Genomic DNA, 26,133 nt, shown 5'->3' on the forward strand with positions numbered 1-26,133 from the left:
CGTGGCGCATTCTTGCTGTGTCATCCCGGAGGCGCACGGGACGAGGTAGGGCCGATGGCTGGGAGCGACGAGGAGGCGGTGCGGGGGCGGGCCCGGCTGACCGCGTTGCTGGCCGATGCCTCGACCGGGGCGCTGACCGCGGCCGGGGGGCGCGTGGCGGGGGTGTACCTGCGGTCCGGGACGCCGGGGCTGATCAGGCTGTCGGTGCTGGTGGGGCTGCCCGGCCCGCTGTTCCGGCCCTGGTGGCGGCTGCACGTCGACCGGCCGTTCCCGGTCGCCGACGCCTACCGGTTCGGTGTCCCGGTGATCCTCCCCAACGCCGTGGAGACCATGCGCCGGTACCCGCAGTTCGCGGCCGGTCTGCCCTTCCCGTTCGGCTCGGTGTACCTGCCGGTTCCGGGCGGGGCCGAGCCGCTCGGGGTGCTCACCGTGCTGCACCCGGCGGTGTCGGACACCGTGGACGAGCTGTTCGACCGCGATGTGCTCGCCCGGCTCGCCGAGGACCTGGGCGCCGAGCTGCTCGGGCTGGCCGGCGGCGACCCGAGTGCGGTGTTCTGGGACGGGGAGCCGTTGTGCCTGCGGCCGCCCGTGAGCGGGTCCCGGCGGGCCGCCGTAGGACGGTTCAGCTGGGACCCGGCGACGTCCGCGGTGCGCGCGGAGGGCCGGCTGCACGAGCTCCTCGGGCTGCGTCCCGGCGAGTTCACGGGGACGGCCGCGGCACTCGCGGACGCCGTGGCCCCGGCCGACGCCCACCGCATCCTGGCCGCGCTGCGCGACACCGCCGCCGGGAAGCCGCCGGGCGCGCCGCTGAGCCTGCGGGCCCGGGACGGCACACTACGGCTGCTGGACCTGTGGCCGGCCGAGCCCGGCGGTGCCGGGGCGGCGGTCTTCGGAGCGGTGTTCGACCCCGGTGCGTCCGCCGCCGCGGAGGGCGCGGCCGACCCGCTGCCGCAGGGTGTGTTCTGCCTGGACCGGCTGGGGGTGATCGTGTACGTCAACCCGGCGGCGGCCCGGCTCGCCGGCCGGCCCGGCGGGACGCTGCTCGGGCGGACGCTGTGGGACGCGCTGCCCTGGCTGACGGGGCCGCCGTACGACGACCATCTGCGCGGTGCCCTTCTGTCCCCGGAGCCCGTGCACTTCCACGCCCTGCGGCCCGCCGACGAGCGCGACGGAACCGGTGAGGGCGACTGGCTGGCCGTCTCGGTGCACCCCGGCACCGACCTGCTGACCTGCACACTCGTCCCGGCCAGCCGGATGGACGCCACGCCGGAACCGGCCCCCGACACACACGTCTCCGGGAACACGGTGACGCGCGGTCACGCGCTGGCGCCGCTGTACCGGCCGATCGCACTGGCCATCGCGCTCACGGACGCGGTCACCGCCCGGCAGGTGTCGGAGGTGGTGATGCAGGAGCTGCTGCCCGCGTTCGGCGGCCGGCAGCTGGCCATCTACCTGCTCCAGGAACGCCATCTGTACCTGGCCTGGGAAACCGGGTTCCCGCACGGTTTCCTCGCCCGGTTCGAAGGTGTCGGCCTCGACGCCCACCTGCCCGGGGTGGAGACGCTGACCACCGGCCGGCCGCTGTTCTTCGAGTCCATGGGAAAGATCGCGGCGGCCTACCCGGGCATCGCACTCGACGCGGACGAGGGGGCGCGTGCCTTCCTGCCGCTGATCGCCTCCGGCCGGCCGGTCGGCTCCTGCATCCTCGGCTTCGACTGCTCACGCGGCTTCAGCACGGAGGAGCGTACGGTCCTCACCGCGCTCGCCGGCCTGATCGCGCACGCGTTGGAGCGGGCCCGCCGCTACGACGACGAGGCGGCCCTCGCCCGCGGTCTGCAGCAGGCGCTGCTGCCGCGCCGGCTGTCGGCCCATCCGCGGGTGGAGACCGCGGGGCGCTATCTGCCGGGGACCCAGGGCATGGACGTGGGCGGTGACTGGTACGACGTGGTGGAGGCCGGGGACGGGCTCGCGCTGGTCATCGGTGATGTGCAGGGGCACGGGGTGCAGGCGGCGGCCACCATGGGCCAGCTGCGCAGCGCGGTCCGGGCGTTCGCGCTGGGCGACCGGCCGCCGGACGAGGTGCTGAGCGGCACCAACCACCTGCTGATCGACCTGGACCCGGGGCAGTTCGCCAGCTGCTGCTACCTGCGTCTGGCCCCCGCGACCGGCCGCGCCCGGATCGCCCGGGCAGGCCATCCACCGCCGCTGCTGCGCTGCCCCGACGGCCGGACCCGGCTGCTGGACGTCCCGGGCGGTGTCGTCCTGGGGGTGGATCCGCAGGCCCGGTACCCGGTGGCGGAGCTGCTGCTCGAACCGGACGCGATCCTCGCGCTGTACACCGACGGTCTGGTGGAGCGGCCCGGCGCCGACATCGACGACGGCATCACGGCGCTGCGAGTGGCGCTCGCCGAGGCCGGTGCCGCGGCGGCCCGGGGCGGGGGGCGCTCCCTGGGCGGGGTCGCCGACCGGCTCACCGCGACCGCCCGGCACGCCACCGACCGCCCCGACGACGTGGCCCTCCTCCTCGCCGTCCGCCGCCCGTCCGCGGCCCCCGGCGGCTGACCGGGCGACTCCGTCGGCCGGACGGCGACCACACCGATCCCCCGCGCACCGCAACGCCGTTCCCCCGCGCACCGCCCGGCCGCCGGGCTGCCCACGGCCGGGCGTCGGCGCCTCGGGTGACGGTCTCGCCTCACGGCGCCGGGCAGTGTAGACATGGGCACATGGTGCGACTGCCCGGCCGGCCCGCGAACGGGCCATCCCGTTCCCTCGGGCACCCGCGCGCACCCCACGGCCCACCGCCGCCCGGAGACGGCGCGGACGGCAGCCGGCCGGGGGTGCTGCGGTCGGCGGTGACCGGGCGCAGCGTGGCCGGTCAGGTGTTCGTCCTGCAAGTGGTGATCGTGCTGCTGCTGGTCGTCGCGGCGGTGGTGGCCCAGGTCCTCCAGGTGCGGCACGACAGCGACGTCGAGGCGACGAACCGTTCCCTCGCCGTGGCCGAGACGTTCGCCAACGCGCCCGGCACGGCCGCCGCGCTGCGCTCCCCCGACCCCACGGCCGTACTCCAGCCGCGCGCGGAGGCGGCGCGCCGGGCGACCGGCGTGGACTTCATCGTCGTGATGAGCACCGACGGCATCCGCTACACGCACCCCGACACCGACCGCATCGGCAAGAAGTTCGTCGGCACGATCGCCCCGGCCGTGGCCGGCGGCACGGTCACCGAGCACATCACCGGCACCATAGGGCCGCTGGTGCAGGTCGTGGTGCCGGTGAAGGGCCCGGACGGCGACGTGGTGGGCCTGGTGTCGGCCGGGATCACCACCGCGCACGTGGGCGGGGCCGCCGACCAGCAGCTGCCGCTGCTGCTGGCCGCGGCGGCCGCCGCACTGGCGCTGGCCACCGCGGGGACGGCCCTGGTCAGCAGGCGGCTGCTGCGCCAGACACGCGGCCTGGGGCCGTACGAGATGACCCGGATGTACGAGCACCACGACGCGGTGCTGCACGCGGTCCGGGAGGGCGTGCTGATCGTCGGCGGGGACGGCCGGCTGCTGCTCGCCAACGACGAGGCGCACCGGCTGCTGAACCTGCCCGCGGACGCCGAGCGGCGGCACGTGCTGGAGCTGGGCCTGGACGACGACACGGCGGCGCTGCTGGCCTCGGGCCGGGTCGCCACGGACGAGGTCCACCTGGTCAAGGACCGCCTGCTGGCGATCAACCAGCGGCCCACCGACCTGCGCGGCGGCCCGCCCGGCAGCGTCACCACCCTGCGCGACTCCACCGAGCTGCGGGCCCTGTCGGGTCGCGCGGAGGTGGCGCGGGAGCGGCTGAACATGCTGTACGACGCCGGGGTGGGCATCGGCACCAGCCTGGACGTGACGCGGACGGCGGAGGAGCTGGCCGCCCTGGCGGTGCCCCGGTTCGCGGACTTCGCGACGGTGGACCTGTTCGACGCGGTGCTCAGCGGGGAGGAGCCGCGGCCGGGGACGGCGTTGCGCCGCGCGGCCTGCGCGGGCGTCCGCAAGGAGGCCCCGCTGTACCCGGTCGGCGAGCGGATCCGGTTCGTGGCCACCTCGCCGCAGGCCCGCGCCCTGACCACCGGGCAGTCGGTCGTGGTGGAGCGGCTGCGCCAGGAGCCGGGCTGGCGGGCGCAGGACCTGGAGCGTACCGATCAGGTGCTGTCGTACGGCATCCACTCGCTGATCACCGTGCCGCTGCGGGCGGGCAGTCTGGTGCTGGGCCTGGCGAACTTCTGGCGGGCGGAGAAACCGCAGCCGTTCGACGCCGAGGAACTGGCCCTCGCGGAGGAGCTGGTGGCGCGGGCGGCGGTGTCCATCGACAACGCCCGGCGGTACACCCGCGAGCACAGCATGGCGGTCACCCTGCAGCGCAGCCTGCTGCCGCGGTCCCTGCCCGAGCAGGGCGCCCTGGAGATCGCCTACCGGTATCTGCCGGCCCAGGCGGGCGTGGGCGGCGACTGGTTCGACGTGCTGCCGCTGTCCGGTGCCCGGGTGGCGCTGGTCGTCGGGGACGTGGTGGGGCACGGGCTGCACGCGGCGGCGACCATGGGCCGGCTGCGTACGGCCGTGCACAACTTCTCCTCCCTCGACCTGCCCCCGGACGAACTCCTCGGCCTGCTGGACGAGCTGGTCGGCCGGATCGACCAGGACGAGACCCCGGCGTCGGGCGCGGCCGTGGTGACGGGCGCGACCTGCCTGTACGCGATCTACGACCCGGTGTCCCGGCGGTGCGTCATGGCCCGGGCCGGCCATCCGCCGCCCGCGGTGGTGCATCCGGACGGCACCGTGGAGTTCGCCGACCTGCCCGCGGGGCCGCCGCTGGGCCTGGGCGGGCTGCCGTTCGAGACGGCCGAGCTGGAGCTGGCGGAGGGCAGCCGGCTGGTGCTGTACACCGACGGGCTGGTGGAGGACCGGGAGCGGGACATCGACGAGGGACTCGGCCTGCTGCGGGACGCCCTGCGCCGGTCGCCGGACGCCTCCCCGGAGGTCACCTGCCGCACCGTGCTGGACCGGCTGCCGGCCCGGCCGAGCGACGACGTGGCGCTGATCGTGGCCCGCACCCGGGTGCTGGGCGGCGACCGGGTCGCGCGGTGGGAGGTGCCCACCGATCCGGCGGCCGTGTCGCAGGTGCGGGCCTCGGTGACCCGGCGGCTGGCCGACTGGGGGCTGGAGGAGCTGGCGTTCACGACGGAGCTGATCCTCAGCGAGCTGGTCACCAACGCCATCCGCTACGGACGCGGCCCGATCGAGGTACGGCTGTTGCGCGACCGCACGCTGATCTGCGAGGTGTCCGACAGCAGCACGACCTCGCCGCACCTGCGGTACGCGGCGAGCACCGACGAGGGCGGCCGGGGCCTGTTCCTGGTGGCCCAGCTCGCCGACCGCTGGGGCACCCGCTACGCCCCGCACGGCAAGGTGATCTGGGCGGAACAGCCGCTGCCCTGAGCGTCCGCGGCGCGCGGAATGCCGTTGAGGGCGCCGTGGGCGGCGGGCGATGGTCTCCGGCGAGTTCTCCCGCGGGAACCGCCGCACGCGCCGGCCCTCCTCCCCCGCCCTGCTCGGCGCCTGGGAAGCCCTGGACGGCGGGGACGTACCCGGTGCCCTGCGGCAGGTGCGCGCCGCCGGGGACGACCCGCCGCTCGCCGAGGTGGCCCTGGTGGTGGGGCGGGCGGCCGGCGGGGCCGGCTTCACCGATCGCGCCGACGCCTCGGCCGCGCCGGCCGTCGCCCCCCGAGGACGCGAGGAAGTAGTACGACTTCGGGTACGCGTGCGTGGAGCGGGGGGTGCCGGACCTGGCGATCCGGCCGCTGCGGGAGGCCCTGCGCCGCAGCGGCGGGGCCCTGCCCGCCGACTGGCCGGACCGCTGTCTGCGGGAACGGCAGAACCGTGTGCCGGCGCGGGCCGCGGACGCCGGGCGGGCGGGCCCGCTCGACGCGGCGGATCTGCGGGGCCGGCAGTTCGTGATGGGCGGGACGGTCGTCGGAACGCTGTCCCCGTGCGGCTTCGACGCCGGCATGAACGGCCGCTACGCCTGGCTGCAGGACAGCCCGGACCTGTGTCCGTGGGGTCTGCTGCGGCTGCGGGCCCTGCTGTCCGTCACCGGGGTGCGGCCACGGTCGGTGTCGCTGCTGCCGGACCGGGACACCTCCGCCGCGGCGAGACCGAGGATCCGCGAGCGTCGGGGCGTACGACCTGGACGGGCTCGCGGCGGCGGACGGCGGGCCGGATGCTCGGGGACCCGCCCGCGGTCACCTCGGACAGCGCCGCCCTGCTGCACCAGTCGGTGGTGCCACCGTGGGGCGAGCAGCTGCGGCAGGGCACCGGCTGCCGGCTCGAACGGGGGCCGGCGGACGACCGTGCCGGGGCGGAGCTCGCCGCCGGGGTCGCCCGCGCGGACCCGGCCGCCTACGACGGCCAGGGGGACGGCGACGGCCCGGCGGACGACGACGCCGGGTTCAGCGCGTTCGCCACGGCCGTGGCCGGCACGTGGCAGCGCGGTGACCGGGCGCCTGTGCGGTCCGCCGGGCCCGTTCCCGGTTCCCGGTTCGCCTGAGCGGGCGGCGGTCAGCCGCCGTTGAGCCGGGAGCGCAGCAACTGCTTGCCCATGTCGGCACCCTTGCGGCTGTCGGCCTGGGCCTTGCGGAACAGCTCCACGACCTCGTTGTCCTTCTCGCGCTCGGCGTCCTGGATGTACTGCTCCAGGCGCAGGGCGTTGCTCAGGCACGCCTCGACGTACCAGATGAGGTTGTAGTCCTTGTCACGGGTGCCGGTGACGTCGCCGGTCTCGCTGCTGCTGGTCATCCGGGGTGTCCTCCTTCTGTGGACCCTGTGTCGGTTCCGCTTGTCGGCAGCCCGGGTACCCGTGCGCCTCGCGGGCACACCGTCCGATCGGGTGACCGGTCGGGCGATGACAAGCCGGTGGCGGATCATCGCCGGGCCGGGGGTGCGGCGGGGGTCAGCCGAGGGCGCGGTCCAGGTTGACGGCGGCGCTGATGAGGGAGAGATGGGTGAACGCCTGCGGGAAGTTGCCCTGCTGCTCGCCGGTGCGGCCGATCTCCTCGGCGTACAGGCCGAGGTGGTTGGCGTAGGTGAGCATCTTCTCGAAGGCCAGCCGGGCCTCGTCGAGGCGGCCGGCCCGGACGAGCGCCTCGACGTACCAGAACGAGCAGATGGAGAACGTGCCCTCGTCGCCGCGCAGGCCGTCCGGGCTGGCCTGCGGGTCGTAGCGGTAGACGAGCGAGTCGGAGACCAGGTCCTCGGTGAGGGCGTCCAGGGTGGACAGCCACTTGGGGTCGGTGGGGGCGATGAACTTGGCGAGCGGCATCATCAGCAGGGAGGCGTCCAGGACGTCGCCGCCCTCGTACTGCACGAAGGCGCGCCGGCGCTCCGACCAGCCCCGGTCCATGATCCGCCGGTAGATGGCGTCCCGGGCCTGGCGCCAGCGCCGGTGGTCGGCGGGCAGTCCGCGGTGGGTGGCGAGGCGGATGGCCCGCTCGATCGCGACCCAGCACATCAGCCGCGAGTACAGGAAGTCCTTGCGCCCGCCGCGGGTCTCCCACACGCCCTCGTCGGGCTGGTCCCAGTGGTCGCACACCCAGTCGACCAGGTGGCAGACGTCGTCCCACTGGCCGCTGGAGATGGGCTGGGCCCACTTGTCGTAGAGGTAGATGGAGTCGATCAGGGCGCCGTAGATGTCGAGCTGGAGCTGGCCGGCGGCGGCGTTGCCGACCCGGACCGGGGCCGAGCCCTGGTGGCCGCACAGGTACGGCAGTTCGCGCTCGGGCAGGTCGGTGCGGCCGTCGATGCCGTACATGATCTGCAGCGGGCCGGAGCCGTCGCGGCAGCCCGGGCTGATGTGCGTGGTGACGAACCCCATGAACGCCTCGGCCTCCCCGCTGAAGCCGAGCCGCAGCAACGCGTACACGGCGAACGCGGCGTCGCGCACCCACACGTACCGGTAGTCCCAGTTCCGCTCACCGCCGAGCTGTTCGGGCAGGCTGGTGGTCGGGGCGGCGACGATGGCGCCGGTGGGCGCGTAGGTGAGGAGTTTCAGGGTGAGCGCGGAGCGGTGCACCATCTCGCGCCAGCGGCCCCGGTAGCGGGACTGGTGCAGCCAGCGCCGCCAGTAGGCGACCGTGGCGTTGAACTGGTGCTCCGCCTCGGCGTGGGCGCAGCCGCGCGGGCTCACCAGGCCGGTGACCTGGTCGAGGGCGAACACGGCGGACTCGCCCTCGGCGAGTTTGAAGTCGGCACGGGCGTCCCGCGCGTCGCACTCCAGGGTCACGGTGGAGGTGAGCGCCAGCGACTGGCCGGGGGACTCGAACAGGACCGTGTCGTCCAGGGCGGTCAGGGTGTGCGGTGCGGCGCCGTAGTCGAAGCGGGGGGCCACCAGGGCGCGGAACGGGACGGTTCCCCGGACGCACACCACGCGCCGGATCAGCCGGTGCCTGCCCGCCTCGCCGCGTGCGTCGTCGACGACCGGCATGAAGTCCTGCACCTCGCCGACGCCGTCCTCGGTGAAGAACCGGGTGATCAGCACGTTGGTGTCGGGGAAGTAGAACTGCTTGGTCCGGGCCGGTACGGCGGCGGCCAGCTCGAAGCAGCCGCCGCGCTCGGCGTCGAGGACGGCCGCGAAGACGCTCGGGGAGTCGAAGGAGGGGCAGCAGTACCAGTCGATCGTGCCGTTGCTGCCGACCAGGGCCACCGTGCGCAGGTCGCCGATGAGCCCGTGCTCGGCGATGGGCAGGTAGCCGGGGCTGCGGGTGGCGTGCTCGGGATACACGGTCTCGGCCATCGACGGCCTCCCGGTGAGCGGTGCGGTGCGGTGTGCGGTCCGCTCCGGCGGAGCGGGGTGCCACTGGTACGGGTGTTTTCCAGCTTAAGAGCGAGTGGTTCCGTGTGGTGTGGGAACGCGCTCCTCACCCGCTCCCGACGCGCCAGGAGATGCAGGGTGCGCCGGGGAGGGGAATGGTGAGAGTGTGCCCCGTTTCGGCAGGCACCGGCACGGATGCGGTCATCCGGACCGAGGAGGAGGCATCATGTCGACATCCACACCCGAAGAGTCCCGTTCGTCGGACGACGTCTGCACCCCGGACGCCCTGCTCCACTCCGCGCCCCCGAGGGACGTCACCCCGGAGGACCTGGTGATGGCGGCGGGCAGGGACGTCACACCGAAGACCCTCGACTGGGCGCGTCGCAAGCTGGAGTCGGAGGGCCCGGCGGCCATCGAGAAGCTGCTGCCCTAGGGCGGTCCGGGGAACTCAGGGACACCAACGGGGACACCGGCCGGGCGTGCGCACGCCCGGCCGGTGCCGTGTGCGCTCACTCCGGCAGTTCGGTCTCGTCCGGGATCACGTGCATCGCGGCCTCCTCCGCGCCGGCTGCTCCGCCGTCGATGCCGACGTCCCGGGCAACCTCCTCCTTGGTGGTGTCGGTGTGGGCGCCCTCGTCGGGGGCGACCAGGCGGCCGGCGCGGGACTCCCCCGCCTCCGGGTCGACCGGTTCGCCCTCACCGCCGGGCAGGTCGCCGATCTCGTCGCCGGCCGGAGGGGTCACGTCGGGGACCTCCTGGCCGAGCCGTTGGTCCAGGGTCTCCCCCTCGTGCTGCTCGGCGGCGGTGGTGCCGTACCGGGTGACGCCGAGGGGGCGTTCGGGCGGGGAGTAGCCCTCGTCGAGCATGTCGTCGTAGGTGCGTTCACCGACCGCGTCCTGCAGGTCGAGGGGACCGGCGTCCTCCTGTTCCTCGTTGCTGCCGGTGGGCTGGTAAGCGTCGTCGGCCATCGGGGTCTGCTCGGACTGCTGGTCGCTCATGGTCGCCTCCTTCGGATTCGCGGACGGTCCTGGTCCGCGTTTCCCGTGGTCGGGCCGTTAACCCCGTCGGCGCCCGGACGGGCCGGCCGGCGCTGGTGACGCGAGCGCCGGGCGGCCGTCCCGCCGGCCCTGATCCACTCCTGCCGCGTCGGGAGCCTCGGACGCGGTGCCGGGCCGGGCGGTGAGGGTGCCGGACCGGGCGGGGAGGGGCGGAGCGGGATCAGGGCGGCCGTCCACAGCCTTGTGCCATCCATCCGTAGCTGCAACCTATGTGCAGTAAAGGGCGCGGCAGGCCTTCCCCATGGGCAGGGAAAGCCGGGCGTGGGGCGGTCGGGAGGTGGCGTGCGGGCCGTCCGGGGCGGCCGGTGCGCTGCCGGACCGTGTCCCGGCTGAGCTCCTCCGTCTCCGTCCCCGCCAGCCGCCCGAGGCCGTCGTCCGTGAGGAGCGAGGCGCGGCCGTGCGGGGGCGGGGGCGGCCCGGATGCCCCGGTCGCGGTCGCTCGCGGCCAGGGCCGGGCTCGGGGCCGTCATGGGCCGTGGTCCGGGAGGACGTAGTAGATCCGGACCGCGCCGACGGCTTCGGACGGCCAGTCGTGTGCGTATCCGGGCGGCGCGGACCCGGCCGGCACCAGCGTGGCGACCGGCATCCGCCGGGTGGTCCGGACGATGCCGTCCTCGGTGGTGTTCGCGTTGGGCCCGGTCGTCGCGCCCGAGGAGCACCCGGCGGCGAAGGCGACCGGAATGGCCTCGTGCCCGGTCACCAGACAGGGCGGCCGCACCCCCCGCCGTCCCAGCTCGGCCGCGGTACGGGCCCACGCCCGGTGGGCCGCGGCGGTCTTGCCGACCGTGTGCACCAGCACGGCGAGCTGCACCGCGAGGTGAGCGGCGAGCGCCGCACACACCAGCACGGTGACGAGCGGGGGGCGGGACGGGTGCGGCGCGGCCGGGGGCGGGGCCGGGGGGTGGGCGGCGGCGGTGGCCACGGGCCGGGCCGGGCGCCGGTCGGCTCCCCGGTCCGGACCCTCCGGGTGACGGCGGGCTCCGCGCACATCCGGGCGCCGGACCAGGAGACGGGGCCACGACGGGCTCCGGCCGCGGGCCCGGCGCACCGCTTCGCCCTTGGATCGGGAGGGCCGGGAGGGCGGGGAGGATGAAGGTGTCAGCAGGTGGGTGAGGGTGGTGGCGGCGGGGATCGCGAGGAGGGCGTACGCGGGGAGGAGGAAGCGGGGGGCCGCGTAGCCGATGAGGAACAGGTAGGGGAACGCGGCGGACGCCGCGCAGGCGAGCGGCAGCGCCGTGGGCGCGGTACGCCGGGCACGTGCGGTGACCGCGAGGGCGAGCACGGCGAGCAGGGGAAGCGCGAACCACCAGAGGGTGAGCAGGGGGTGCGGCAGAGCGCCGGTGCACGGCCGGCACAGCGTGCGCCCGCCCAGGCTGCGCAGCTGGTCCACGACGGCGAGGTGCCAGCCGAGGCCGCCCTGGATGTCCGAGCCGTCGGACAGCCGGCGCGCCAGACCGCCGTAGCTCGTGTACGCCTCGATCACCCACTCCGCGGCGCCGGCCGCGAGCCCGAGGAGCAGGACGAGCAGCGCCCGCCGGTGGCGGCGGGACAGGCCGACGGCGAGCAGGGGCAGGGTCGCCCACACCGCGTCCACCGGCCGCATCCACGCCATGAGCACCGCGCTGCCCGCCAGACCCCACAGCGCGGTCCGTTCGGCGGGGGCGCGCAGGAAGCAGCCGACGGCGGCCAGGGCGGCCACGGCGACCCAGTGGTTGGGCATGGCCTGCGGGCCGTAGAACAGGGTCACCCACAGGGAGGCGAACAGGGCGCCGGCGAGGGCGAGTACGCGGCCGGGGAGGAGCCCGCGCCAGGCCCGCAGCGCCAGGAACAGGGCGAGCCCGGAGAGGACGGCGAGGTAGACCCGCAGCAGGGCCGTGGACGACGACCAGGACGCGACCGGCGCGACCAGCAGGGAGACGCCTCGCGCTCGGGGTGCGCTGAAGAAGGAGGCGGGCGCGTGTCCGCTGACCTGGCTGACGTACACCGTCTCGTCCCAGCCGAGCCCCATCCCCGGTCCTACGAGGACCAGTTGGGTCAGGGCGAAGACCGCGGCGACGGCCGCCGACGGCCAGACGTGGCGCAGGGAACCGGCGCAGGTGCGGCGCGCGCCCTCGCGGCTCGCCGCGTCCGGTGTCGCGTGCGTGGTGCCGGCCATGACCACCCCTCCGGGAATCACGGCCAACCTAAGGCCGCCCGCCCCGCACGGCCCGGCGGGCAGGGCCATCCGGCCGACGGCCCTACGCGCTGTAAGGTTGGGGCATGGCTGGCACAGGGTCCCGCGGCAGGGGGGAGCGGCGCGGCGCCGGGGAGCTGGAGAGTGAGGTGCTGGCCGCCCTCTGGGCCACCGAGCGGCCGTTGACCCCGGCGGAGATCCAGCAGGAGATCGGCGGCGGACTCGCGTACAACACGGTCCACACCATCCTCACCCGCCTGTACGACAAGGGGCTGGTCCGGCGTGACGCCGACGGGCGGCGCGGCGCGTACCGGGCGGCGAGGAACGCGGCCGAGACGACCGCCGCGGCGATGCACGAGGCCCTCGACCGTGTCCCGGACCCGATCGCGGCGCTCCAGCACTTCGTGACCGGCCTGAGCGCCGAGGAGCAGCGGGCCCTGCGCGAGCTGCTCCGCCGAGACCGGAACGGAGAGCGGACCCCGGACGGAACCGGAGACGCGGACCGGGAGGGCCCGGCGGGCAGGGCGGCGGACGCGGAGCGGGCCGCGGACGCGGCCGCAGGGGGTGCCTGAAGCCGGTCCGGGCCCACGCGGCGGGCGGGGTTCAGCCGCCGTTCGGCGCCCGGTGCGGCGGCTGTCCGGGGGCGGGCCGGCGGATCACCGGCGGTACGGCCCGGACGGCCGGTTCGTCGACGGCGACCTCCAGCGGCTCGCCGTGGTGGCTCAGCGTCAGCGGCTCGCCGTCCAGCAGCGCGTACGTCACCTTGTCCGCGCCGATCTCCACGCGCAGCCGGCGCCCGCGGAACTGGACGTGGAAGGCGAGCCGGCTCAGCCGTTCGGGCAGCCGGGGCGCGAACCGCAGCCGGTCGCCGGCGCGCCGCATGCCGCCGAAGCCCGCGACCAGTGCCATCCAGGTGCCCGCGAGCGAGGCGATGTGCAGCCCGTCCCGGGTGTTGTGCTCCAGGTCCTGCAGGTCCATCAGCGCGGCCTCGGCGGTGTAGGCGTAGGCGAGGTCCAGATGGCCCGTCCGGGCGGCGATGACGGCCTGACAGCAGGCGGACAGGGAGGAGTCCCGGACGGTCAGCGGCTCGTAGTAGGCGAAGTTCCGGGCGATCTGCTCCTCGTCGTGCTCCTCCTCGAACCAGTCGCCGCACGTGTACATGGCCAGCACCAGGTCGGCCTGTTTGACGACCTGCTTGCGGTAGAGGTCGAAGTAGGGGAAGTGCAGGAGCAGCGGGTACTGGTCGGGGCGGGTGCCCTCGAAGTCCCAGCGCTGGTAGCGGGTGAACCCGGCGTGCTGTTCGTGGACGCCGAGTTCGGCGTTGTAGGGGACGTGCATGGCGTCGGCCGCGTCCCGCCAGGTTGCGCTCTCCTCCTCGTCCACCCCGAGCCGCCGCGCCTCGGCCGGGTGGCGTTCCACGGCGTCGGCCGCGGCGCGCAGGTTCTGGCGGGCCATCAGGTTGGTGTACGTGTTGTCGTCGGCGACCGCGCTGTACTCGTCGGGGCCGGTGACGCCGTCGAGGTGGAAGACGCCGTGGGTGTCGTGGTGGCCCAGCGACCGCCACAGCCGGGCGGTCTCGACCAGCAGCTCCACGCCGGTCTCCCGCTCGAAGGCGGTGTCGCCGGTGGCCTCCACGTAGCGGACGACGGCGTCGGCTATGCCGGCGTTCACGTGGAAGGCGGCGGTGCCGGCCGGCCAGTACGCGGAGCCCTCCGGTCCCGCGATGGTCCGCCAGGGGAACGCGGCCCCGGCGAGCCCCAGCTGTACGGCGCGTTCGCGGGCCTCGTCCAGGGTGGTGTGGCGCCAGCGCAGTGCCTCGGCGACGGCGGCGGGCGCGGTGTGGGTGAGGACGGGCAGGACGAACATCTCGGTGTCCCAGAACGCGTGCCCGTCGTAGCCGGAGCCGGTCAGTCCCTTGGCCGGGATGGCGCGCCGCTCGGCGCGGGCGCCGGCCTGCAGGACGTGGAACAGCGCGAAGCGGACGGCCTGCTGGATCTCCTCGTCGCCCTCCACCTCGACGTCGGCGCGGCCCCAGAAGTCATCCAGGCAGGCCCGCTGTCCGTCGAGCAGGCCCTGCCAGCCGTCGTGGCCGGCGGCGGCGAGCGCGGCGTCGACCTGGTCGGCCATGGCGGGCAGCGACCGGGTACCGGACCAGCCGTGCGCGACCAGCTTCTCCACCCGCAGCGTCTGGCCGGGCTCCAGCACGGAGGTGACGGTGAGCCGGGCGACGTCGGTGCTGCTCTCGCTGCTGGTGGTGGTGCGGTCGGGGCCGGTGACGACATGGTCGGCGGCCACGGCGACCCTGAGCCCGCTGTGCCGGGTGCGGTGCACCAGCCGCAGCCGGTTTCCGGTGGCGAAGCCGTCCTCCTGCTCCAGCGGCGACTTCAGGGCCCGCGCCGCGCGCGGGTCGCCGTCGGGCTCGGGCAGGCTCTCGTTGGCGACCAGCTCCGACTGGATCACCACCCGGCTGCGGTCGCCGACGGCCTCCACCTCGTAGGCCACGGCGGCGATCGCCCGCTGGGTCAGCGACACCAGCCGGGTGGAGCGCACGCGGACCGTGGAGCCGGCCGGCGAGGTCCACTCGCAGGTCCGTTCCAGCACCCCGCGGCGCAGGTCGAGGACGCGTTCGTGGGAGACGAGCCGGCCGTAGCGCAGGTCGAACGGCTCGTCGTCCACGAGCAGCCGCAGGACCTTGCCGTTGGTGACGTTGATGACGGTCTGCCCGGACTCCGGGTAGCCGTAGCCGGCCTCCGCGTACGGCAGCGGGTGGACCTCGTGGACGCCGTTGAGGTAGCTGCCGGGCAGCCCGTGGGGTTCGCCCTCGTCGAGGTTGCCGCGCCAGCCGACGTGCCCGTTGGAGAGGGCGAACACCGACTCGCTCTGGGCGAGGACGTCGAGGTCGAGCGCGGTCTCCCGGACGGTCCACGGTTCGACGGCGTACGACCGGTCGGTGATCACTGCTTGCCTCCGAGTTCGGCGAGGTCCTTCACGACGATGTCGGCGCCGTGCGCGTACAGCGCGTCGGTCTGGCCCACCCGGTCCACGCCCACGACGTATCCGAAGCGGCCGGCGCGGCCCGCGTCCATGCCGGCCAGCGCGTCCTCGAAGACGGCCGCGCGGGACGCCTCGACGCCCAGGTCCCGGGCGGCGGTGAGGAAGGTGTCGGGGTGCGGCTTGCCCGGCAGGTTCCGCTCGGCGGCCACCACGCCGTCGATGCGTACGTCGAAGAAGTGCTCGGCGCCGATGGAGCGCAGCACGTCGCGGCAGTTGGCGCTGGAGGAGACGATGGCGGTGCGCAGGCCCGCGGCGCGGACCGCCTCCAGATAGCGCAGGGTGCCCTCGTAGGCCTCGACCCCGCCGGTGCGGATCCGCTCCAGCAGCAGCTCGTTCTTGCGGTTGCCGAGGCCGTGGACGGTGCGGGCGTCCGGCGGGTCGCCGGGGCCGCCCTCGGGCAGATGGATGTCGCGCGAGGCGAGGAAGGCGCGGACGCCGTCGGCGCGGGGGCGGCCGTCGACGTACTCGTCGTAGTCGGCGGCGGCGTCGAACGGCCGTCCCTGCTCGCCCTCGTAGGCGCGCAGGAAGGCGTCGAACGTCTCCTTCCACGCCGCCGCGTGCACGACGGCCGTCTTGGTGACGACCCCGTCGAGGTCGAACAGGCAGGCCTGGATGGTGTCGGGCAGACCGAGCTGACTCATACCGGGGACTGTTCCCCGTCCGGAGCGCTCCAGTGAGTGGCGCATGCCACATGCCGCGCGGACGGTCGGTGACACACTCTTCCGTGTGCCACCGACCTCCGATTCCGTGCCTCCCTCCTCCGACTCCGTGCCTGCGGCCTCCGACTCCGTGTCTGCGGACAACCGCTCCACGTCCACGCCCCCTGGCCTCCTGCCGCTGACCTTCGACGGTCTCCTCGCCCGCGCCCGCGCCCTCCCCCGGGGTGGCCGGCGGGCCCTGCTCGGCATCGCGGGGAGCCCCGGCGCGGGCAAGACGACCCTGGCCGAGCGCCTGGTGGCCGCCCTGAACGGCGACGGTCCGCCCTGGGCGGCGCACGTGCCCATGGACGGCTTCCACCTCGTCGACGCCGAACTGGACCGGCTCGGCCGCCGGGACCGCAAGGGCGCGCCGGACACCTTCGACGCGGGCGGTTACGCGGCGCTGCTGCGGCGGCTGCGCGAGGAGACCGACGACGTGGTGTACGCGCCGGGCTTCGAGCGGGTGCTGGAGCAGCCGCTCGCCGGGGCGATCCCGGTGCCGCCGCAGGCCCGGCTGGTGGTGACCGAGGGCAACTACCTGCTGTTGCGGGAGGGTTCGTGGGCACGGGTGCGGCCGTGCCTGGACGAGGTGTGGTTCTGCGAGACGGACGAGGAGGAGCGGGTCCGCCGGCTCGTCGCCCGGCACGAGGAGTTCGGCAAGGAGCACGCGGCGGCCGTGGCCTGGGTGCTGGGCACGGACCAGCGCAACGCCGACCTGGTCGCGACGACGCGGGAGCGCGCGGACCTGGTCGTGCCGGCCGACGTGCTGCGCTGACGGACGGGCGGGGTGCGGGGGCGGAGGCCGGCGTCCGGTCCGGTGCGCCGTGAACCGCGGTGCCACGCCCCGCATGCCCACCGGTCGCCGGGTCCTCCCCGACGGACACCAACCGGCTTTGGAACCGCACCCGTTCGTCTTCCCGTTCCAGCGTTCCTCACGGGCTGGCACACGTCCGCCCAGCGGCACGGGCGTTCCGGGGACCTCTCCGAGAGGCACAGGCACGCCGTCGACCGCCGGGCTCCGCACCACCGTCACCGACCGGCGCGGGTTCCTCACCGCCTCGCCGGCCGCCTCGGCGGGGGCGCTGACCGTGCCGGCCGTCGCCGTCCGGCTGCCCGCCGCCGACGCGAAAGCCGCGACCCCGAGCTGAAGTCCGCCGCCCGCGCCCGGGCGCTCGCTGCCTCACCGCACGGACCGGCACGACCGCCGACACGCTGGACGCCTACGCCCACCCGGCCCATGAGCCGTACGGCGATCGGGCCGCAAATGCGCGCGGTGCGGCACCGGGTGACGTACGTCCTGTCCCGGCAGGGCCGCGAGAGCTGCCGCCGACCGTACCGAAGGGCACGGAGGTGCTGCTGGACTCGCCAAACGGGGCACGGGTCGGCCGGCCGCAGGCCCGCCGGTGGCCGGGTCCCAGGGCGCCCTCGGCCACGGGGACGTGCGGGCGACGGGCGGCACGCCGCGGGTGGCCCGCGGTTGCGGGTCCGTGCCCGCCTGCGCCCAGCAGGCGGGCGCGCTGGGGATACCGCGCGGGCAGGCGGCAAGGGGCCGCTGACGGCCGGGCACCGGCAGGTGCCCGGTGCTGCGGCTGGAGGCCGAGCGGCCGCCGGTTCCGGCCGCGCCGGGGCCGGCCGGGAGGTTCAGGCGGATCGCGGTGAACTCCGAGGGGCTGCGGGCCGTACCGGTGTACACGGCAGAGGGTCTGTCGGTACGACTCGTGCGGCGGTGACCGCCGCGGGGGCGGTGCGGTGCGACAGTGGGGCCATGTCCAGGTCCCCGCACCCTGCGGCCACCGCGGGGCCGGTGCGGCCGCTGGGCGGATGATGGCGCACGAACTGCACCCGGTCCTCGTCTCGGAGGCTCCCGCACGGCCGGTACGGCGGGTACCGGCCGACCGGTACCCGCTGCTGCGGCGGCACCGGCGGTGGCTGGTGCCGCTCCTGGTCGTCCTGCTGCTGGCGCAGATGGCCGCGGCGATGGTCACCACGGCCGTCCAGCAGACCCCGACGATCGACGAGCCGGTGTACGTCGCGACGGCCACCGACTATCTGCGCGAGCACCGCCTGCGCTACAACCCGGAGCATCCGCCGCTCGGCAAGCTGCTGATCGCGGCCGGGGTGGCGGTGGCGGACCCGCACTACGACCCGTCGTACACCGGCAGCCAGGGCGAGGTGGGCCGGCACCTGCTGTACGCCTCGGGCAACGACCCCTGGCGGCTGATGCTGTGGGCGCGGCTGCCGGTGATCGCGCTGACGCTGCTGTGCGGGCTGGTGGTGTTCGCGTTCGCCCGGGACCTGGCGGGCACGGCGGCCGGGTCGGCCGCGCTCGCCCTGTACGCCTTCTCCCCCGACGTGATCGCCCACGGCTCGCTGGCCACCCTGGACCTGCCGGCGGCCGCTTCCGTCCTGACCTCGGCCTGGCTGGCCTGGCGGGCCCGGCGCCGCCCCGTCCTGTACCTGCCGGCGGCGGGTGCGGCCCTGGGCGCGGCCGTGGCGACCAAGATGAGCGCGCTGCCGGCGGTGCCGGTGGTGATGGGCCTGGCGGCGGTCTCCGCGTGGACCGCGCACCGACGGCCCCTCCCCCTCCCGTCCCGGACTCCCCTCCCCGGCCCTTCCCCCTCCGGCCTCTTCCCGTCCGCGCGGGCGGTACTGCGACGGCTCGCGGAGCGGCGGGCCGCGGGGGCGCTCGCGGGCGCCGTCGTCGTGGCGGTCGTCGCGGTCGTCGTCGTGTGGGCCGTGTACCTGGCCGTCGACCCGCGGCTGCGGTTCCTGCCCGCCGAGCCGGTGCCGGCCGTGCACGGGCTGCGGGGGCGGCTGGTGGAGCTGCTGCCGGTGCCGCGGGCCTACCGGGCCGGGATGCGGGTGCAGTTCGGGCTGGAGGACCTCCCCTGGCAGGGGTATCTGTTCGGGCGCCTGTACACCGGTTCGCTCTGGTACTACCTGCCGGCCGCCCTGCTGGTGAAGACCCCGCTGGGACTGCTGGCGCTGGGCGCGGCCGGCGCCGTGGCGGTCGTGGCGCGGCGCCGGCTGCGGCCCGCGGCGCCGTACCTGCTGCTGCCGCCGGCGGTCCTGCTGGCGGCGGCGATGACGGGATCGCGGGACTTCGGCACCCGGTACGCGCTGTTCGTGCCGGTGTTCTGCGCGGTGACGGCGGCCTGTGTGCCCACGCCGCGCCGGCGGTGGGCGGGGCTGCCGGCGGGCGCGCTGGTGCTGTGGGTGGCGGTGAGTTCGGTGCGGACGTTCCCGTACTACCTGCCGTACGCGAACGAGGCGTTCGGCGGCCCGGCGCACACCCACCGGCTGCTGCACGACTCGAACGTGGACTGGGGGCAGGACCTGGGCCGGCTCGCCGACCGGCTCCGGGAGCGGTACCCCGGCGAGCGCGTGTGGCTGGTGTACAAGGGCAGCGGTGTGCCGTCGTACTACGGCATCCGCGCCGCCGATCCGCGGACGGTGCCACCGGACCGGGTGCACGGGCTGCTGGTGGTGTCGGACTCCTCCGTCGCCAAGGCCCGCGGGCGGCTCGCCGAACTGATCGCGACCAGCCGGCCGGTCGACTCGGTGGGCCGTTCCATCAGCCTGTACCGGAGGTGACGCCGCTGCTCCAACCCGCTGGTCACGGCGGTCGGTGAGCTATGTTGAGTGATCGTGGCAGACAAAGGAGGCCGACCGGTGCCCTCGCCGCAGCAGGCACGCGCACAGGCGTCAGCGATCACGTCGGGCAAGACGGTGCCCGAGGCCGAGGCCGCCCCGACCTCCCGGCTGCGGGAACTCTTCGACGGGCCGCGTCTGTCGCCGGGGCAGCGGCGCATCGCCCAGTACCTGATCGAGCACTTCACCGAGGCCGCGTTCCTGTCGATCACCGAGCTGGCGGACCGGGTGGGGGTCAGCCAGCCCTCGGTGACCCGCTTCGCCGGCGCCGTCGGTTTCAGCGGCTATCCGGCGCTGCGCGAGAAACTCCAGTCGATCGCGCTGAGCAGCCTGGCCGGCGGCCCGGGCGAGGAGGACCGGGCCAACGAGCTGCAGGCCGCCGTCGACGCCGAGATCGAGAACCTGGAGAACCTGCGCCGGGACCTCGCCGACCCCGACCGGGTCATCCGCGTCGGCCGCGAGCTGTCCCGTTCGACCCCGCTGACCGTGCTGGGCCTGCGCATCTCGGTGTCGCTCGCCGAGTACTTCGGTTACGCCGCCCGCCGCATCCACCCCGACGTACGGCTGGTGACCCGCGGCGGCAGCGTGGCCTACGACGCGCTGCTGCAAGCCCGTGAGGCGGGCGGCAGCTGGGTGCTGGCCTTCGCCATGCCGCGGCACTCCCAGGAGACGCTCCAGGCCGTCCGGGTGGCGCGCGGGGCGGGTCTGAAGGTCGCGCTGGTGACCGACCTGGCGCTCGGGCCGCTGGCCGACGAGGCGGACATCACCTTCGCCACCGGCACCGGCTCGCGGCTGGTGTTCGACTCCTACGCCGCGCCCGGCGTGCTGGCCGCGGCGCTGCTCCAGGCCATGACCGACGCCGATCCGGAGCGCACCCAGGCCCGGCTGGAGAAGTACGAGCAGCTCTCCGAGCAGCACCAGTTCTTCCTCAGGGACTGAGCGCGCCGACCGGCCGATTCTTCCGGCCGCGCCGGGGCGTTCGTGAAGATCTTGCGGTCACCCGCCCCCTGGACGGGGATGATTCACCACAAAGCGCGCATGAATGTTTTCATACGTCTTGCAAACCACTCGGCATATATAAATACTGCTCGGCGGACGCAGTGCCGGTTCCCCGCGTCCGGGGCCCCCGCACGGACACCCCGACGCCGTCCCCTACCCACGTCGGCGCCCGGGGTGTACCGGGGCGTGTCGTCTGCGCGGCACGCCCGTGGCGGTCCCGGTCATCCCCTAGACCGGGACCGCTCCTGATCCGTCGACCACCCGCACGACGCCGCACACCGGAAGCGATGATCATGACTCTCACCAGCACGCGCATCAGCCCCGACTGGCCCTGTCAGGTCAAGACGCCGGGTTCGTACGACTGGGAGCGCTCGGCGGCCAAGTGGCTGCGCGAACTGATCCCCGCGCGCTACGCGAGCTACCCGGCGCTCATCCGGCACCCGGTCCTGCTCGCCCGGCACGCGCAGATCCAGGTGCAACAGGAGATCCGGATCGCGCGGACCGCGCTGCAGACCGCGCGGGCCGAGCTGCCCGTCCTCGGACTCCCCGAATCGGTGATCGAACACACGATCAAGCTGTACGCGGCGGAGGTCCTCCAGCTGCAGCACATCGCGCGCAGCGTCCGCGCGGTGAGCCAGGCCCTGGCCGGACGTGGCACGGGCCGCTGACCCCCTGACGACCCGCGCCGGTCCCCGGCCGGGGACCTCGTCCCAAGGTCACGGGAATCCCGACTCGGCAGACGAGTGATCGAACGGCCCCATGTGTGCAATGCTCAACGCGTGACGAGCGAGTCTCTGCCTCCGGTGGACCGCGACGCCGGCGCGGAGCTGGCGGCGCTGGCCAAGGTCGTCGCCCGGCAGCGCGCGGAGATGGAACGGCTGAGGGACCTGGCCGCGACCTCGGCGGTCCTGGAGCGGGCCAGCGGCGTGCTGATGGCCGTCACCGGCTGCACCCCGAACGCGGCCCACGAGGAGCTGGCACAACGCGCCCGGGACGGTAACCGCACCCTCCTCGAACAGTGCTGGCTCACCCTGGGCGCCCTGCCGCCCAGGACACCGCCCACCGCCCCGGCCTCGCCGCCGCCCGCCGCCGCCGACGGCGGCTCCTCCGGCTCCGCCGGGAGTCCCACGGCCGGCGCAACGGACCTGGCGGACGTACTCGCCCGCATCGGCCGCGACCTGGTCCCGGTCTGCTCGCCGCAGGAACTGGCCGGCTGTCTGCTGAGCCACCTGGCGCCCGAGGCGGACGCCGACGCCGTCATGCTGTACGAGCGGCTGCCCGAGGGCGGCCTGGGGCTCATCGGGAGCGCCGGCATCGAGCCCGCCCTCGCCGCCCAGTGGCGCCACGTGCCCCCGCTGACCGGTGTGCCCGCGCTGGGCGCGGTACGGTCCGGGGAACCCGTCTGGCTGGACGACGTCACCGTGGACCGCAACCGGTACCTGCTGATCGGGGATCCCCCGGAGCGGTGGCTCAGCCGGGCCTGGCTGCCCGTGCCGGCCGGGGACGCCGCCCACGTCGCCCTCGGGGTGCTGCGCCGGCGCAGCGGGCCGTTCGCGCCGCGCGAGCGGGAGCTGCTGCGGGCCGTGGCCCGGCTGTGCGCGGGCCGGCTGCGCGCCTTCGACAGCCGGGGGCACGGGACGCCCGGCGATCTCGCCCAGACCGTGCAGGCGGTGTTCGACGCGCTGCCGGGCGCGGTCATCCTGCTGACCCCGCTGCGCTCCCCGTCCGGCGAGGTGGAGGACTACCGCATCGACGCCGCCACCGCGGAGGCGGTCGACGTGTTCGGCCGGACCGGCCGGGAGATGGTCGGCTCGCACATCCTGGAGAGCTACCCGTCCGTCGCGGGTGAACCGCTGTGGCAGGGCTATCTGCGGGCGTTGCAGACCGGGCTCCCCTTCGAGGGCGAGCCGTTCGCCTACCAGGACGTGGTCGACGACGTGCCCGTGACCGCGACCTACTCGGTGCGGGCGGCTCCGCTCGGCGAGGGCCTGGTGGTGACGTGGCTGCGGCACGACCCGGCCGAGCGGCAGGAGCAGCGCCTCTCCGACGTGCAGCGGCTCGGCAACCTGGGCTGGGCGAACTGGAACCTGCTCACCCAGGAGGCGTCCTGGGCCGCGCAGACGTACGCCGTGCTCGGCCGGCACCCCGGGCAGGGTCCGGTGCCGCTGGAGGAGCTGCCCGCCCTGGTCGTGCCGGAGGACACCGGGCCGCTGGCCCGCGCGATCGACGGACTGGTCTCCGAGGGGCGGCCGTTCGACGCGCCGTTCCGCATCGAGGCGCCCGCGGGCGTCCGGCACCTGCGGATGGTCGCGGAGGCCGTCAACGCACCCGACGGGACCCCGGTCGAGGTGCACAGCTTCGTCCAGGACCTCACCCCGCAGCGCAGCGCGGAACTCGCGCTGGTGGAGAGCGAACGCGCGATGCTCCTGCAGCGCGGCATCCTCCAGGCCGAGCGGGCCCTGGCGGCCCGGCTGCAGCACGCCCTGCTGCCGCTGCCGAGCAAGCCGGTCCAGCTGGCCGGGCTGCGTGTCGAGGTCGCCTACCTGCCCGCGCAGTCCGGCATCCACGTCGGCGGCGACTGGTTCAGCGCCATCGAACTCCCCGACTCCGACGCGCTGTTCGTGGTCGGTGACGTGGCGGGCCACGGCATCGACGCGGTGGCCACCATGGCCCAGCTGAGGTTCACCGCGAAGGGCATGGTCAGCACCGGCTCCTCGCTCACCGGGGCGCTGGCACGGCTCAACCAGCTGCTGCTGCACTCCCGTGACAGCCAGACCACCGCCACCATGGTGCTCGCCCGCTACGACCCCGGCCGGCACGTCCTGGCCTGGGCGCAGGCCGGGCACCCGCCGCCGCTGCTGGTGCGCGGGGGCGAGGTGCGCTTCCTCGACCGGCCCGGCGGCATGCTGCTCGGCGCGATGTCCTCACCCGACTACGAGTCGCTGGAACTGCGGCTGGAAGCCGGTGACCGGCTGCTGCTCTACACCGACGGCCTGGTCGAACGCCCCGGCGAGGGCCTCGACGCGGGCTTCGACCGGCTGGCCGAGGCGGTGCGCACGCACGGCTCGGGCGGGTCCGGCTCCCTGGAGGCCCTGCTCGCGACGATGCTGGCGGACGAACGGCGGGACGACGTGTGCGTGCTGGACATCCGGATGCCTCCGGAGGCGGAGCAGGACGCGGCGGAGGGCACGGCCGGCGGCTGAGGACACCCCCGCGCCGGGCCGGCCGCCCCGCCGGCGAACCGGTCAGTCGGCGGGGCGGCCGGTCAGTCGGCGGGGTGGCCGGTCAGTCGGCGGGGTGGCCGGCGTCGATGGTGACGGCGTCGGAGAGCCGCAGCAGCGGCCCGCCCCGCCCTTCGCCCCACTGGACCGGGTCGAGCACGAAACCCACGTGGTCACCGCCGTCGGTGCGGTGCAGGATCGTGCCGACGAACCAGGCCGCCGCGTCCTCGAGGACGATGGCGCCGCCGTGCTCCTCCCGCCAGTCGACCCCGACGAACTTGTCGGTCTCGTCGCCCGTCTCGCCGCCGAAGACCTCCGCGAGGTCCCGCTGGTCGCGGGTGAGCAGATGGACGGCGAGGTACTGGGCGGCGCGGGCGACCCGGTAGGTGTGGTTGACCTTGGAGAGCCACACGGTGAACCGGAGCGGCTCGATGGAGCACTGCGAGGCGAACCCGACGAGACAGCCGGCGCGCTCACCGCCGGCCACCGCGGTGACGACGCACATGTCCGGGTCGAGCCGTTTGAAGAAGTCGTTCAGCTCCACCGCCCGGCCGCGCGTACCGTTCTCCTCCGTCATGCCGCTCCACTCCCCTTCGCCGTCGCTCGGTTCCGTCCGCTCATGCATCGTCGCCGAAGCCGGTCCGGGACTCCAGCGCGCGGCGCGTGTCGTCGCCGTACACGCCCTTCTCGTCGCCGCTGATGCCGTACCAGAGCTGGAAACGGGCCACGGCCTCGGTGAGCGTGACGTCGTAGGTGCCGCTGGTGGAGCCGCCGCGGTAGACGTCCGGGATGCGCAGCAGGCGCTGCTGGAGGTCGGTGACGGCGGGACCGGTGGCTCCCTGGCGGAGGACGCCGGGGCCGTCGGGGTCGGTCGCGGCGGTGGGGGCGGTCGACGCGCCGGGGGCCGGTGCGGCGGCCGGCGGCGCCTGTGTGGCCGAGGCGGGCGGGGACGCGGACGGAGCCGGGCGGGCGGTCGCGGCGGCCTGCTGGCGGCCGGGAAGCAGCAGGGCGCCGCCGAAGCCGGCGAGTGCGGCCGCCGCCACGGCCACGGCGACGACGACGGCCCGACGCCGCCCCGGGCGGGAGACGGCGGTGACCTCGGCGGGACCGGCGGTGGACACGGGCGGGAGTTGCCGGGCGCGGGCCTCGCCGAAGGCCTCGGCGAGGGGCTCGTGCCGCACCGGGCCGGGGGCCGCGGGGCCCGGTGTCACGGCGGGTTCGGGCCGGAAGTCGCGCATCAGCTCGGCGAGGGCGTCGAAGCGGCGGAGCCGTACGACCCGGATGGGCTCCAGGACCGGTTCCGGTGGCGGCTGCGGGGGGTCGGGCGGGGTCGGCACCTGGCTCTCCTTCCGTCCCTCGTGCACGGGGGCTTCCACGGCCCCCCGCTCAGATACGGCGCCCGTCGCCACCCCGTTCAGCGCCCCTGCCCCCGTGGAGCCGGGTCTCCGGTCAGGCCGGGCTGAGCGCTTGCTGCGCGAACCGGTTCAGGGACGCCGTGAACGCGGTGACGAAGGCGTCCCTGGCCTCCTCCTCCAGCGCGTCCAGGGAGAGGTAGGGGTTGAGGTCCTCCAGTTCGACCAGCAGCAGGCCGCCGTCGGGGGCGCGGCAGGCGTCGACGCGCTGGATGCCGTGACCGAGGTCGTTCCAGTCGATGAACCGGCGCGCGAACTCCAGGTCGGCGGCGGTGGCCGCGTACGGCTTCAGCTCCCAGCGGCGCCGGGGGTCGGGGGCGTACAGGGCGTACTGGAAGTCGTCGTCGACGAAGTAGAAGGACACCTCGTAGGCGAAGTCGACGCAGGGCTGGATCAGGACGTCCCCGGCGGTGTGGCCGGCGAGCCGGCCGGCGGGGACGATGCGCAGGCCGAGGGAGTCCGCGCCGAACTTCGGCTTCACCACGTACCGTGCGGCGGCCGGCAGCCGGTCCACGTCCTCGACCCGGTCGACGGTCGGGATCACGGGGTAGCCGGCGACGGTCAGATCGAGCAGGTACTGCTTGCCGGCCATGTCGGCCTTCCCGGTGAGCGGGTTGTACACCCGGGTGCCGGCGGCGAGTGCCCGGGCACGGAAGTCGTCGTACTCCTTCTGGTAGCCGAGGACGGGGCCGCTGTTGCGGACGACGACGGCGTCGAAGCCGTCCATCAGGGCCGCCGCGTCCAGCGGATGGCACAGGGCGAGGTCGAAGTGGGCGCGCAGCCGGGAGGTGAGGAGGACGTCCTCGTCGCAGTAGCGGCGCCCGCGGGCCTCGTACGCCAGGTCGGTGACGTAGAGCAGACGGGGACGGGCGGCGGACATGGCGCTCCTCGGGGGCGGTACCGGCTGCTGGGGTGGCGGTGGCGGAGAAAGGTTACGCCGCAGGGTGCCGGGGCTTTTCGTCGCCCTCGGTGACCGCGCGCGGGACGCGGAGCCGCCGGTACGTCCGGAAGCACTCAGTTCCCTCGTGGACCTGCTCG

The 26,133-nt window shown here is 75.0% G+C and carries 18 protein-coding genes and 1 pseudogene; 10 read left to right on the top strand and 9 right to left on the bottom strand.

The window, feature by feature from the left end:
* Positions 1 to 54 precede the first annotated feature (54 nt).
* The 3 genes from ACZ4VF_RS00810 (at position 55) to ACZ4VF_RS00820 (ending at position 6,570) form a co-directional block, all read left to right on the top strand.
* Positions 55 to 2,562: a SpoIIE family protein phosphatase gene (locus ACZ4VF_RS00810; protein WP_467922301.1), complete on the top strand. Its 2,508-nt coding sequence runs from the start codon at positions 55 to 57 to the stop codon at positions 2,560 to 2,562.
* Between the two features lie 161 nt (positions 2,563 to 2,723).
* Positions 2,724 to 5,462, top strand: coding sequence for a SpoIIE family protein phosphatase (locus ACZ4VF_RS00815; protein ID WP_467922303.1), 2,739 nt, complete (start codon positions 2,724 to 2,726; stop codon positions 5,460 to 5,462).
* A 781-nt stretch (positions 5,463 to 6,243) separates the two neighbouring features.
* On the top strand, positions 6,244 to 6,570 hold the full coding sequence (locus ACZ4VF_RS00820) for a hypothetical protein (RefSeq protein WP_467922304.1): 327 nt from the start codon (positions 6,244 to 6,246) through the stop codon (positions 6,568 to 6,570).
* A gap of 11 nt (positions 6,571 to 6,581) precedes the next feature.
* On the opposite strand, the gene ACZ4VF_RS00825 is transcribed toward ACZ4VF_RS00820, so the two are convergent.
* Complete coding sequence (locus ACZ4VF_RS00825; RefSeq protein WP_467922305.1) at positions 6,582 to 6,818, bottom strand: hypothetical protein; 237 nt, start codon at positions 6,816 to 6,818, stop codon at positions 6,582 to 6,584.
* Positions 6,819 to 6,972: 154 nt separating this feature from the next.
* The gene (locus ACZ4VF_RS00830; RefSeq protein WP_467922306.1) at positions 6,973 to 8,811 is read right to left on the bottom strand and encodes a glycoside hydrolase family 15 protein; all 1,839 of its coding nucleotides are present in this window, start codon (positions 8,809 to 8,811) and stop codon (positions 6,973 to 6,975) included.
* 244 nt (positions 8,812 to 9,055) lie between these two features.
* On the opposite strand from ACZ4VF_RS00830, the gene ACZ4VF_RS00835 reads away from it, so the two are divergent.
* Entirely contained in the window at positions 9,056 to 9,262 is a 207-nt protein-coding gene (locus ACZ4VF_RS00835; protein WP_189301594.1) for a hypothetical protein, read from the top strand.
* Between the two features lie 76 nt (positions 9,263 to 9,338).
* On the opposite strand, the gene ACZ4VF_RS00840 is transcribed toward ACZ4VF_RS00835, so the two are convergent.
* Positions 9,339 to 9,827 (bottom strand): DUF5709 domain-containing protein, encoded by a 489-nt coding sequence (locus ACZ4VF_RS00840; protein WP_467922307.1) that lies wholly within the window; start codon positions 9,825 to 9,827, stop codon positions 9,339 to 9,341.
* A gap of 526 nt (positions 9,828 to 10,353) precedes the next feature.
* Entirely contained in the window at positions 10,354 to 12,042 is a 1,689-nt protein-coding gene (locus ACZ4VF_RS00845) for a hypothetical protein (RefSeq protein WP_467922308.1), read from the bottom strand.
* Positions 12,043 to 12,146: 104 nt separating this feature from the next.
* Here ACZ4VF_RS00845 and ACZ4VF_RS00850 point away from each other — a divergent pair.
* Positions 12,147 to 12,518 (top strand): annotated as a pseudogene (locus tag ACZ4VF_RS00850) (BlaI/MecI/CopY family transcriptional regulator); the annotation flags it as partial.
* A 145-nt stretch (positions 12,519 to 12,663) separates the two neighbouring features.
* Here ACZ4VF_RS00850 and ACZ4VF_RS00855 read toward each other — a convergent pair.
* Together ACZ4VF_RS00855 and ACZ4VF_RS00860 are read right to left on the bottom strand one after the other, a co-directional pair.
* Positions 12,664 to 15,018 carry a glycoside hydrolase family 65 protein gene (locus ACZ4VF_RS00855; RefSeq protein WP_467922309.1) on the bottom strand — a complete coding sequence of 785 codons (2,355 nt, stop codon included), beginning with the start codon at positions 15,016 to 15,018 and terminating at the stop codon, positions 12,664 to 12,666.
* Positions 15,015 to 15,755: an HAD family hydrolase gene (locus ACZ4VF_RS00860; protein WP_467922310.1), complete on the bottom strand. Its 741-nt coding sequence runs from the start codon at positions 15,753 to 15,755 to the stop codon at positions 15,015 to 15,017. The genes ACZ4VF_RS00855 and ACZ4VF_RS00860 overlap by 4 nt, the downstream gene beginning before the upstream one ends.
* 190 nt (positions 15,756 to 15,945) lie before the next feature.
* Between ACZ4VF_RS00860 and ACZ4VF_RS00865 the strand changes: the two genes are divergently transcribed.
* The 5 genes from ACZ4VF_RS00865 (at position 15,946) to ACZ4VF_RS00885 (ending at position 23,665) form a co-directional block, all read left to right on the top strand.
* Positions 15,946 to 16,587 (top strand): nucleoside/nucleotide kinase family protein, encoded by a 642-nt coding sequence (locus tag ACZ4VF_RS00865; RefSeq protein WP_467923732.1) that lies wholly within the window; start codon positions 15,946 to 15,948, stop codon positions 16,585 to 16,587.
* Positions 16,588 to 17,633: 1,046 nt separating this feature from the next.
* Positions 17,634 to 19,406 (top strand): phospholipid carrier-dependent glycosyltransferase, encoded by a 1,773-nt coding sequence (locus tag ACZ4VF_RS00870; RefSeq protein ID WP_467922311.1) that lies wholly within the window; start codon positions 17,634 to 17,636, stop codon positions 19,404 to 19,406.
* 78 nt (positions 19,407 to 19,484) lie between these two features.
* Positions 19,485 to 20,402 carry a MurR/RpiR family transcriptional regulator gene (locus ACZ4VF_RS00875; RefSeq protein WP_467922312.1) on the top strand — a complete coding sequence of 306 codons (918 nt, stop codon included), beginning with the start codon at positions 19,485 to 19,487 and terminating at the stop codon, positions 20,400 to 20,402.
* Positions 20,403 to 20,749: 347 nt separating this feature from the next.
* The gene (locus ACZ4VF_RS00880) at positions 20,750 to 21,130 is read left to right on the top strand and encodes a hypothetical protein (protein ID WP_467922313.1); all 381 of its coding nucleotides are present in this window, start codon (positions 20,750 to 20,752) and stop codon (positions 21,128 to 21,130) included.
* A gap of 201 nt (positions 21,131 to 21,331) precedes the next feature.
* Complete coding sequence (locus ACZ4VF_RS00885; RefSeq protein WP_467923733.1) at positions 21,332 to 23,665, top strand: SpoIIE family protein phosphatase; 2,334 nt, start codon at positions 21,332 to 21,334, stop codon at positions 23,663 to 23,665.
* 82 nt (positions 23,666 to 23,747) lie between these two features.
* Here the strand turns inward: ACZ4VF_RS00885 and ACZ4VF_RS00890 are convergent, their stop codons facing one another.
* The 3 genes from ACZ4VF_RS00890 to ACZ4VF_RS00900 form a co-directional block, all read right to left on the bottom strand.
* Positions 23,748 to 24,260 (bottom strand): flavin reductase family protein, encoded by a 513-nt coding sequence (locus tag ACZ4VF_RS00890; RefSeq protein ID WP_467922314.1) that lies wholly within the window; start codon positions 24,258 to 24,260, stop codon positions 23,748 to 23,750.
* A 40-nt stretch (positions 24,261 to 24,300) separates the two neighbouring features.
* Positions 24,301 to 25,020 (bottom strand): peptidoglycan-binding protein, encoded by a 720-nt coding sequence (locus ACZ4VF_RS00895; RefSeq protein WP_467922315.1) that lies wholly within the window; start codon positions 25,018 to 25,020, stop codon positions 24,301 to 24,303.
* A 112-nt stretch (positions 25,021 to 25,132) separates the two neighbouring features.
* Complete coding sequence (locus tag ACZ4VF_RS00900; RefSeq protein WP_467922316.1) at positions 25,133 to 25,975, bottom strand: ATP-grasp domain-containing protein; 843 nt, start codon at positions 25,973 to 25,975, stop codon at positions 25,133 to 25,135.
* Positions 25,976 to 26,133: the final 158 nt, after the last annotated feature.

The organism is Streptomyces sp. NPDC029151 (assembly GCF_055564315.1).